Raw genomic sequence first — 10691 nt, 5'->3', positions numbered from 1 at the left:
CAAACAGTTTCAGTTGTGGTATAATAGCCATAGCAGGCGACCCTCCAGAAAATAAAATTGTGGCTTCGTCAACTACAATTTTACCACGGATGAACTCGCCTGTTTACTATTTTTAACCACATCAAGAGGCTGGGGTGGAATTTCGGAACCCGGCCTATTTTTGTGTCTGAAAGGGTACGTTTTCCGCTGATTTTTGGGGGAAAGATTATTTTCGCTTATTTCTCAGCCCTTGTCCCGTTTGGCTTCCCGGACATCGCAAAAAGCTCGTTTGGATGAATTTCCCTCCCGCCGCCGGCCGTCGCATGGCGATACGGCGTTCGCCTATTGATCCAGTCCCCGTTTTTTCAACAATCGTTGATAGTGTTCGTACAGCATCCGCTTGCGGGACTCGTCGTCCTCCGTGCTGAGATACGCTTCCCGCAACGCCAGATGCTCTTCCTGGTCCATCAAATGCTCGAAGTCCTGCGCCATCAGCGTGATGATCTGGTCGCGCTCCCGCTGCGGCCACGCAAGGAACGCAGGCCACGGGACACGCGCCATATCCCGGCGAAAATCGCGCAGCAGCACGGGCGGAATTTTTTCGTATTGCATGACAACCTCCTTTTTTCGCTCGGTTCAGTGCCTCCTCCGGTTTGCCTTCTTCCAGGCGGCGGTTTCCTCGTTCAATCCTCGCCCGCCTCTCCAAGTAAACTCCCCGACAGGTTCACCAGCGCCGCGATCGCTGGGTTTTGCCGTTTGGACGACAGGTAGGTCAGATAAAACGAGCGCACCACCGGCAGTTCCGCCAGGATTTTGATGCGGCCGTGGCGGGTGGCCGGTTGGGCGGCCAGACTCGACACGATCGAATAGCCGAGCCCCGCTTCCACCAGCGAAATCACCGCTTCCGTACTGTCCACCTGCGCCACGCAATTCAGTCTGTCAACCGATCCGCCCCATTTTCGCAGCCCTTCTTTCGCCGCGTGCCACGTCCCCGACCCTTCTTCCCGGAAAATAAACGGCTTGCCTTTCAGATCGCCGAATCCGTCCATTTCGTCGCTGTCGATCGGACCGACCAGCAGCATCCGATCCTGTGCCACCACGTGCGACTCGAACGGGTCGTCGTCCGGCTCCTTGCCGACGATGCCGACGTCCAATCGTCCGTCCCGCAACAGCCCCGTCACTTCTTCCGAATCATGCACCGTCAGGCAGACTTCCATCCGCGGATAGCGTTTCCGAAACTCGCGAAGCAGCGGCGGCACCAGATACGAACCGGGGATCGTGCTCGTCCCGATTCGCAAAAGCCCCGTCAGTTCCCCTTGCATCGCCCGGCATTCAGCCACCAGCTCGTCCCAGGCATACAAGAGCTCTTTTCCCTTCCGGTAGACAATCCGCCCCGCTTCCGTCGGCTCGACCGAATCGCGGTGCAAGAGCACCACCCCCAGGTCTTCCTCGAGCGTTTTGATCTGTTTGCTGACCGCCGGCTGACTGATGCCGAGCAGTTCGGCGACGATCGAAAAATTTTTGTGGTCGACAACCATCCTGAATGTTCGAATTCGCTTTAAATTCATGCTCCACTCTCACTTCTGCCGCACAGGGTCCGGTAGCCGCACCGGCCGCACACAGCCCGTTCATTCGTCATCGGATATGAGTCTATGGTACAACGTTCCAGCAGTTGGCTGCAAGTTTGCCGCAGGTCGTCCAGCAAACGGTCGAGCGTCGGCCCGCTGACATTCACTTCCACCGATTCACCCACATCCAGGAAGAAGAGCAGCGCGCGTTTCACCGGCTTTTGAAAAACGGATCGTGCCGCCAGCGCATACAGTTGCAGCTGCACCTCGTAGCTCTTCGCCAGTTCGGCGATCTGTTCGCCGCCGCGAATTTCGTTCGTCTTAAAATCGACGACCGTCAGACTCCCATCCGCTTCCGGGAGGATCAAATCGATAAAACCGTGCAGCATCGTCGGGCCGATTTTCAGATAAAACGGCTGTTCGCGCAGCGAGTCGCCATGAAACCACCGGCTGTTCAGGTAGCGATCGGCCATTTTTTGCAGATAGGCGATCACAGCCGGCCGTTCCTCCGGGCGGATTCCCGCCGTGCTCTCCACTTGCTTGCGGATCAGTTCCGCCGCCTGTTCGGGTTCCCGCAACTGTTCGAACAACTCATGCACCAACGTGCCCCGCAAATCGGCATGCACCCGGCGATGGTTGATGTCCGGCGCCTCCGCAGCCAACTCGTCCGCTCCACCTGGAGCGATGCCCGGTTCGGGATCGATTTCCTCTTCCTCCCTGTCAGGCAGGCTGTCAGCCGAAAGATCCGCCAGTGCCGACTGTCCGCCGCTCCTCCGCAATTCCGGCAAACGGAACAAATATTTCAGGAAAAATCGGCGCTCACACGTCCGATACGCCATATAGGCGGACGCCGAGAGCATCGGCACATGCAGCGAGTCGGGGTTGCCGGCCGGGAACAGGAGAGCGAACGAGTCACTGGTAAGCACCCCGCCTGCCTCCTTTCCCTCACAACAACCCATCCGCTCCCGCCACACTTGCCACGGCATTTGCCGGTCCCGGTCAAAACCGACCGCCGGCCAGCCCACTTCCCCATTCACAAAAATCCGATAGCCAGTGCTCGGGTCCCCTTTTTCCAAAATGCCGCAGGCGATCTCGTCAAACTTCGGGAAGCCGGCGTGCTCCAGAATCCATTTTTGCCAGGAGGTCGTCTCCCGTTTCGGTTTCGTCGCCGCCAGAATCAAATAGTCGCGGGCTCGGGTCATCGCCACGTACAGTTTTCGGTGTTCTTCCAGCAGTTCCCGTTCGCTTTCCTGCTCTTTCATGCGCAGGAACAGGCCGTCTCCTTGTACCTCCAGCTCGCCGTCGGCAGCCGTTTCGCCATACCGCTCCGCTTTCAACCCGATCCCCATGCCGGGCCGAATCAGGCAGCGGGCGGTATCCCCCGTTTGCAGGGGGCGTTTCAAATCCGGCAAAATGACCACCGGGAACTCAAGCCCTTTGGAAGCATGCACGGTCATCAGCCGAACCGCCCCACCGCCGGAACCGCTTCCGCCGCCCAATTGGGCTTCCGTCTCCTGCACTTCCTCGTCCCGCATCCGCTTCAAATATTCGACGAACTCCGCGACGCCATACCCCTCTTTTCGTTGCAGTTGCTCGGCAATCTCCAGCAGTTTCAGCACGTTCGCATACCGCTGCTCGCCGCCGAATCCGGCCAGCAGCATTTGCAGATAACCGCTTTCCCGCAAGATCGATTCGAGAAAATCGGTCAACCGCCGCAACCGCCAACTTTCCCGCCATTCCGAAAGCTTCCGAACCGCCCGGACGGTCTTGGCAAATTCCGCCTCTCCCAGCCGCGCTTGCAACCGGACGCGGGAGACTGCGTCGGCGGCCGCCATAACTGCCAGCCCCTGCTGAATCGAGCCCTCCTGCGCCAGCCAAAACAGCGTTTCGTCCGACAAAGCGACCACGGGAGACCGCAGCAGAGCGGCCAACGCCACTTCGTCGGCAGGGTCGACAATCGCGGTCAGCCATGCGCAAAGATCGGCAATTTCCTGTTTTTTATAGAATTGCCGCCCTTTTTCCACCGTATAAGGGATGCCGTACCGCTGCAGTGCCTGCTCATACACTTGCAAATGGGTCGTGGCGGAAAACAGGATCGCGATGTCCCCGTAGCGAACCGGCTGCGGCGTTTCCTCCCGTTCCCCCGCCCGCTTCCGGTACACAAGCGGCAACCTGTTGTCCACCAATTCGCGAATTCTGCGGGCGATCAAATCGGCCTCCCCGTCGCGCGCAGCTGCCTCCGCATCGGCCGAATGGACGAGAATCTCCACGCACGGGTTGCCGTGTGCCGGATTCCGCGCCGCATGCAGCGGAGCGAACCGGACCTGTTTGACATGTTCGGTATCGGCGCTTTGCATCAGATTCGCAAAAAAATCATTGATGTAGTTGATGATTCCCGCCTGCGTCCGGAAGTTGACGCCCATATCGATCAGCCGATCGCCGCCGGCCCTGCGGTGCTCCTCTTCCACTTCCTGAAACACGTCCACATCGGCGCCGCGAAACTTGTAGATCGACTGTTTGCCGTCGCCCACCAGGAAGCGTTTGACGTTGCCGCTGGCGCTCGTAATGCGGTCGAGGATCGATTTCTGGAGGCGGTTGGTGTCCTGGAACTCATCGATCATCACAAACCGGAACCGTTTCCCGTACAGCGCCGCCACATCCGGGTACCGTTCCAGCATCCTGGCGGTGATCCGTTCCAGATCGTGAAAATCGAGCGCGTGCCGCCGGTCTTTCTTCTGCTGATAACGAGCTTCCAGTGCCTCCAGCAATCTGCAAAATGAGCGCGCACGATCCATTGCGTCCGGCCCGACTTCCAGTCTCATCAGCTTCGGCAGCAAGACTTCTTTCAACCGTTCGTGCGCATCCCGCAACGACTCGGAACCGTATTTGCGCCAAATGGTGTTCCGCAAATCCCGCAGCGTCCGCCGCACCTGCGGATCGGTCACCCCGTCCCAGGTGCGGAGCAGGGCCGATTTTTCCTCCCACCGGCGAACCCACGCTTCCATCTGGACGGCGTACTGCGGCAGCTGCTTCTTGTTGGCCAGCAGCTCCCCCAACTCCGGTCTGACGATCGTATTCACGAGCCGGTCGATCTCATCGACCATCGTTTCAATCTCCGCCCGCATGGCTGCCAGCGACCGCTCCGTATCGGCCAACACCCGGTCGACCGGGTAATCGAACATCTGCATATCCTCATATGCCTGCAACAGCGATTCGGTCATTCCCCGCCGACCACCCCACGCCAAATACAGCGGCTGCACCTCGGCAAACCGCTCGCGCAGGGCCGCTTCCAGCACCTCTTCGACCGCCTCTTCCAGCAAGCGTCGAGCCTCATCCGGCTCGAGCACCTCTGCCAGCGGATCGACCCCCGCCTCCACCGGATGCTCCTTCAGAATCCGCATGCAAAATCCGTGGATCGTCGAGATGATCGCCGAGTCCAGTTCGCTGCGAATGCGGCGCAAGCGCTTTTTTTCCAGGAGGTCGGCCGTTTCCGCGATCCATTTCTCGACCGCCGTGCGAATCCGCCGTTTCATCTCGGCTGCCGCCAGTTCGGTGAAGGTGATCGCCACGATCTGGCCGGGCCGGGCGCCGCGGACCAGCATCTCCATATAGCGTTCGGTCAGCACCCACGTTTTTCCCGAACCGGCTCCGGCCGCCACCAACAGATCCTGATCCAGATTTTCGATCGCTTTCGCCTGCGCCTCGTTCGGTTGCGGGTTTCTTACCCGCCGGATCGGTGCATCAAACGTCATTCCGCCCCCTCCTTTTTCGCCGCGTCAAACCGGCAGACAGCCAAATACTTGCAATGCGGATCGCATTCCACCCGCGGCCGCGCGTCGAATACCCCGTCGCGCAAAGCTTCCCGCTGTTCGGCGATCCGTTGCAGGGCCTCATCCAGCACAGCCTGCAGGTCGTCCTGCACGTCCGATTTTTTCGTGTCGGTTATTCCCCACATCCCGGCCTCCGCCGCCCATACGCCGACCATTTTGACAGGTAGCGGAGACAGTTGGCGGAAGCCGCCGCCAAGCGGTGCCAGCTCGCGTCCCTGCTGTTTCGCCCATTCGGCGTATGCGGCCAGATACAAGGGCAGCTGCCAGTTGGTGCCGTCCTGCAAATCCTTGATCCCTTTGTATTTCTTCGGGTGTAAGCCGGTCTTGTAATCATAGATGGCAAACTGCGACCCGTCCTCCGTCAGATCGATCCGGTCAACCTGGCCGCGCAGCCGCATCCATTCGCCGCCCACCGGGACAACCACCGGTTCATCCGTCGATCCGGCATCCACCGCATGCCGCTCGTCCTCCCCAATATGGCCGCCGAACGACCATTCCAGATGGGCCGGCCGCATCCGCGATTGCATCAGCCGCTCCAATTCACGCTCCAGCCAAAGCCGCAACTCTTGCTTGAGACGCAGCTTTTCCGCCGGCCAGTAAGGCGACGCCGCCAACTGCGTGCCTTCCCACTCGAGGCAGGTCTGCTCAAAAACCGGCTCGAACCGTTCCAGCACCATTTGTACCTGTTCCGCACCGACCTGATTTTCCTGCGTCAGGGGCAGCAGCAGGCGACGCGTCAGCGTGTGCAGAAAGATTCCCTTGTCCTGCACCGGAATCCCGTCCTCCGCCGCTTCCCGCGGTTGAATCCGCAAAATCCTGGCAGCAAAAAACTTGAACGGGCAGACCGCATAATCGTTCAGAACCGACACGCTCCACGGGTAGTCCGGGCCAAACTTCTCGCGCAAAATCGCCTTGATCGCCGGATCCTGCAACCGCCCGGCAAACCGGCTGGGGTAACCGCTGCTTCGTTCCCACTCGACCGCCAACCGGTCCAGGATCTGGCCCCACGAGAGTTCGGGTGCCGCCTGCAGCCGCTCAAGCGCCCGTTCATCAGGTTCCTCCGCCACGTGCAGGGACGGCTGCCCGCCCAGCCAGATCGCTGCCCGTTCCCGCCATTCCTGGTGGCTTGACAACTCCTCCCATCGATCCGCAATCGGCAAGCTGGACATCGCGCTGCGAAAACGGGGCGGGGCTGTCCACTCTCCCGGCTGCAAACAGCGAATCACCGCTTCCAGATACGGCGACGGCAAGTTCCGCTCGTCCGCTTCCGGGCTCTGATAACCAAGATACAATTTTTCGCCCGCCGCCTGCACGCAGTAGCGGAACAGCAGATTTTGCAACTCCGTCTGTTCCCACCGCTGCAAAATGGCCGCCTGCCCGTCCGCCGCCCGTACGATTCGTTCGATCAGCCAATGATCGGCCGGCTTTTTCGGATACCGCCCCTCATTCAGTCCGAGCAGAAACACGCCGCGGTAGCTGAGACCCCGCATTTCCTCCGGACGATAGACGCGAACGCCTTCCCCCGCTCCGGCATCGACTTGCACCTTCATCTGGTGCAACAACTCCCGCCATTCCTGCCAAAACGCGGCAAACGGCACTTCCCGGTCTCCGTACAGTCGTTTCGCCCGTACCATGCTAGCCAGGATGTCCTGGCAGGTCTGCCACGCCCGCAGATCCCGGCGCAAATCTTCGAGCCGGTAGACGCCGCCCTGCGCCGCCCGCTCATACAGTTCCTCCACCAATCGCAGGCGAGAAACCAGTTGACACAGCGCTTCCGCGTGTTTCGCACAGGTCGTTTTTTCCGGAAATTCGGCCTGCGCCTCGCCGACGGCCTGCAGGATGTAGCGGACAACGGGCACCTCGACCAGATTTTGGATCTCGGCAAGCCGCACGGCGATCCGATTGTCACGGAACACCCGCCGGATCAGCGGCCGATAGGTGGCATCATCCGCCGTCACAATGGCGATCTCACTGAGATCCCAGCCCTGCCGGACCAGCCGCTTGATTTCTTTCGCGACCGCCCGCACTTCCTGCAGCGGCGAGGTGCTCGGAATCAGTTCCACCCCGCTGGCGTCCATCCGCTCCGGCTGGTCCTCAAACAAAGCCCGCGCCAAGCGGACGAAAGGGGCAGGGTCGGAACCAGTGCCGATCACGGAACCGCATCCGTCCGCACTCGGCCCCCCCGCGCCCGCCTCCCCACCAAGCTCCACATGTTCCACACCGATCGCGTGCAAAGCGGCGATCAGACGGCTGCGGCTTTGCTGCAGCAGGCTTGTCCCCTCCGCCCGGGACGGATACGGCATAAAAATCTCCACATGCGGCACATGCCGGCAGATCGCTTCGACGATCGGAAACTGCAACGGTGTCACCGTCAGAAAGTCAATATACACGGTGTCGATTCCGGCCAACAGCTCTTCGCCGCAACGCAGCAGATGCTCCGCCGCCACCCGGTACCCTTCCTGCCGGTCGAGCAGCCGCCCGGCCGTATGATCCCGCAGCAACTGCTGATAAAAACGATAGACGCAAACAAACGCGCGAACATACTTCCGGTCCGCGTCACCCGCATCACCTTCCACGTTCGGACGCAAACAGCCCGCAACAGCGTCACCTGAACCTCCAACAGCCGCCGAACCGCCCGCTGCCAGCCACGTCTGCATCGCTTCCGGAAAAATCCCCGAGCTCTTCATCTCCTCAATCGCCTCCATCAGCGACCGGAGAAAACCGGGCTTGTCCGCAATCCGCCCAAAAGCGGCGGCCTCATCGCCAGCCAGTTCCAACGCCCGCGTCAGCACGGCCAATTTTGCCTGTTCATCGATTCGGATGACGCGCGGTTCCTTCGACAACCCGAGATCGACCATGTCGTCGAACGTACCGATCTGATCGGACAACCCGAGGTCCGATTCGGCCAGGCTCTCCCGCACCTGTCGAATCAAGTGGCGCGTTGGCAGCAGAAAGCGAAAATTGCGCCGTCCTTCCCGCAGCGCCTGTCTGCATTGGTCCGTCCAACGCTGCCGCAACTGGTCTGTATACCATCCGGTGTAGATTCGCTTCATGAGAACCTCCGCTGCAAACTGCTGATCCTGCAAGAAATATTTCGCCGCTTGGAACGGCAACCCCTTTTTGGCCGAAAAACGACCGGCCGCTGCACTGATCGCCCCATTACCTTACCCTGGTCAGCCGGTAACTGGAAATGTAAAGCGGCTGCTGCAACAACACGGTCAGCGGCGCCCACGGATTGTGCCGCCCCGTTTTCACTCGCGACAAGCTGATGGGTGCCAGGTTGGTCCGCTCCGTGCAGCTCGCCCCCGTCGTGCGCCGCCCCAAGCGGATACCGGCCGGGCGGATCCGCACCATACGAACGCACAAAAAGACAGGTGCGCCCAATTCGCAACACCCGTCCGCCAGTTACCGAAACGGCCACAGCAAAGGCACCAGCAGCAGCAAAGCAAAGAAGAAAATCGCCAGCGGCAGCCCGAAGAACCCCTCTCCCGGAAAGGGTGGTTTGTATAGACTACGAATGTCTGCTGACCGCCAGCAGGGTAGGCGGCTGATTTTTCTGGTTCAAAAATTGGTACCACAACACTTGCGCCTGTTTCTGATCCAGCCCGCCGGCCCAGGCGAGCACCCGCTCGGCCTCCTGCTTGCCGCCCGGATGGCCGCTGTACAGCACGGCGGTGATGATCCCGCCCGGCGCCAGCCAGTCAAACGCCGCTTGCAACGCCTGCAGAGTCGTTTCCGGCCGGGTGACGACCGCCTTGTCCCCGCCCGGCAAGTACCCGAGATTAAACGTCACCGCCTGAATCTGCCGCCGCAAATCGGGCGGCAGCAGCTCCACCCACCGCTCATGCCCCGTATGAAAAAAGGTCACACGTGACAGCAGCCCCGCTTCGGACAGCCGGGCTTCCGCCGAAGTGAGCGCCTGTTTTTGAATGTCAAACCCGTAGACGTGCCCCGTCTCGCCCACACATTCTGCCAGAAAAAGCGTATCGTATCCGTTGCCAACCGTCGCATCCACCGCAATCGAACCGGCGGAAAGCCGCTCACTCAACAAGATCTTCGCCTGCTGCAGCACGGACGGGATCCGCCAGCCGCTCACAGGATTGTCTCCTTTAACACCGGCAATTCGGTAAACGATGCCTGCGGGTTGCAGAGCGGTCCTGTCTCCGGCGTCCAGGCCTGTTGCGGGATCCAGAGGCGGCCCTGCCAGGTGTTGCGGCGTTCCAGCTCCCCGTCAATGCCGTTTAAGACCCCCCACTTATCCAGGCTCCACATCGGTCCGATCAAAAGATCCGGCGGGCCGTCCCCCGTCAGCCGGTGCACCACCATCTCCGGCGGCAAAATCTCCAGCATGTCCACCACCAGCCGGATGTATTGATCTTTTTCCAGAAACTTGAGGCCGCCCGCCTCCCACAGTTTGACCAGCGGCGTATATTTCAGCAGGTGCAGCAGATGAATCTTGATCCCCTGCACCGGCAGGTTGGCAACCGCCCTGGCCGTCTCCATCATGTCTTCCTCCGATTCACCGGGCAGCCCAAGGATGATGTGGGAACAGATGCGGATGTTGTGCTTGCGCAGTTTCTCCACCGCATCCAGATAACACTGGTAATCGTGGCCGCGGTTGATCAGCAGCGCCGTGCGCTCGTGCACCGTCTGCAATCCCAGTTCCACCCACAGGTAGGTTTTCTCGTTCAACTCGGCTAGCAGTTCCACCACATCATCCGGCAGGCAGTCGGGCCGGGTCGCGATCGACAGGCCGACAACGCCATCCTGTGCCAGAATCGTTTCGTACATGGCGCGCAATTCGGCCGCCGGTGCGTACGTGTTGGTGAACGCCTGAAAATAGCCGATATATTTGGCGCGCGGCCATTTTTTGTGCATCCGGTCACGGATCTTGCGAAACTGCTCCTCCAGCGGATCGCGTCGATCGCCGGCAAAATCGCCCGAGCCCTCCGCCGAGCAGAACGTACAGCCGCCGGTACCTTTCGTCCCGTCCCGGTTGGGGCAGGTAAAGCCCGCATCGAGCGGCACTTTGAACACTTTCTCGTTGAACATTTGCCGCAGATGATGATTCCACGTATGATAGCGTTTTTTATGATAACCGTCACCGCCCCAAAACAGCGGCGTTCGGCTGCTCGTTGCGATCTGTTGCATGCAGGTCTCCTCCTTTCGGCGAAACTGTATCTGCTTAGGAAGGTGCCTATTGTCTGATTGTACCAAATCTGCTGGGCATTTGACACGGGAACCCTGAAAAATCGGTTTGCTTGCAGGAATCGGACGTGCCATACTCGATATATGATAGAATGGTGGTTCAGGA

Annotated in this window: 7 protein-coding genes; all 7 read right to left on the bottom strand. The window is 60.1% G+C overall.

Annotation, left to right across the window (positions count from 1 at the left end; translation table 11 throughout):
• Positions 1–321 precede the first annotated feature (321 nt).
• A complete protein-coding gene (locus C230_RS0116700; RefSeq protein ID WP_018133202.1) occupies positions 322–591 on the bottom strand; it encodes a hypothetical protein in 270 nt (89 codons plus the stop codon).
• Positions 592–662: 71 nt separating this feature from the next.
• Positions 663–1547 carry a selenium metabolism-associated LysR family transcriptional regulator gene (locus C230_RS0116695; RefSeq protein ID WP_018133201.1) on the bottom strand — a complete coding sequence of 295 codons (885 nt, stop codon included), beginning with the start codon at positions 1545–1547 and terminating at the stop codon, positions 663–665.
• Positions 1544–5299, bottom strand: coding sequence for a UvrD-helicase domain-containing protein (locus C230_RS0116690; protein WP_018133200.1), 3756 nt, complete (start codon positions 5297–5299; stop codon positions 1544–1546). Before C230_RS0116690 ends, C230_RS0116695 begins: the two co-directional genes overlap by 4 nt.
• On the bottom strand, positions 5296–8430 hold the full coding sequence (locus C230_RS0116685) for a PD-(D/E)XK nuclease family protein (protein ID WP_156807498.1): 3135 nt from the start codon (positions 8428–8430) through the stop codon (positions 5296–5298). The genes C230_RS0116690 and C230_RS0116685 overlap by 4 nt, the downstream gene beginning before the upstream one ends.
• A 106-nt stretch (positions 8431–8536) precedes the next feature.
• The gene (locus C230_RS0116680; RefSeq protein ID WP_026174387.1) at positions 8537–8761 is read right to left on the bottom strand and encodes a hypothetical protein; all 225 of its coding nucleotides are present in this window, start codon (positions 8759–8761) and stop codon (positions 8537–8539) included.
• A gap of 127 nt (positions 8762–8888) precedes the next feature.
• Positions 8889–9473 (bottom strand): tRNA (mnm(5)s(2)U34)-methyltransferase, encoded by a 585-nt coding sequence (locus C230_RS0116675; RefSeq protein WP_018133197.1) that lies wholly within the window; start codon positions 9471–9473, stop codon positions 8889–8891.
• A complete protein-coding gene (locus tag C230_RS0116670; protein WP_018133196.1) occupies positions 9470–10528 on the bottom strand; it encodes a TIGR01212 family radical SAM protein in 1059 nt (352 codons plus the stop codon). Before C230_RS0116670 ends, C230_RS0116675 begins: the two co-directional genes overlap by 4 nt.
• Positions 10529–10691: the final 163 nt, after the last annotated feature.

This window comes from Effusibacillus pohliae DSM 22757 (assembly GCF_000376225.1).
Classification (GTDB): domain Bacteria; phylum Bacillota; class Bacilli; order Tumebacillales; family Effusibacillaceae; genus Effusibacillus; species Effusibacillus pohliae.
This window is presented reverse-complemented; position numbering and strand designations above follow the sequence as displayed.

What these genes read in the sequence shown, in the direction of transcription:
- C230_RS0116690 (WP_018133200.1), bottom strand. Translation starts at nt 5,299, where the DNA reads ATGACGTTTGATGCACCGATCCGGCGGGTAAGAAACCCGCAACCGAAC.
- C230_RS0116670 (WP_018133196.1), bottom strand. Translation starts at nt 10,528, where the DNA reads ATGCAACAGATCGCAACGAGCAGCCGAACGCCGCTGTTTTGGGGCGGT.
- C230_RS0116695 (WP_018133201.1), bottom strand. Translation starts at nt 1,547, where the DNA reads ATGAATTTAAAGCGAATTCGAACATTCAGGATGGTTGTCGACCACAAA.
- C230_RS0116700 (WP_018133202.1), bottom strand. Translation starts at nt 591, where the DNA reads ATGCAATACGAAAAAATTCCGCCCGTGCTGCTGCGCGATTTTCGCCGG.
- C230_RS0116685 (WP_156807498.1), bottom strand. Translation starts at nt 8,430, where the DNA reads ATGAAGCGAATCTACACCGGATGGTATACAGACCAGTTGCGGCAGCGT.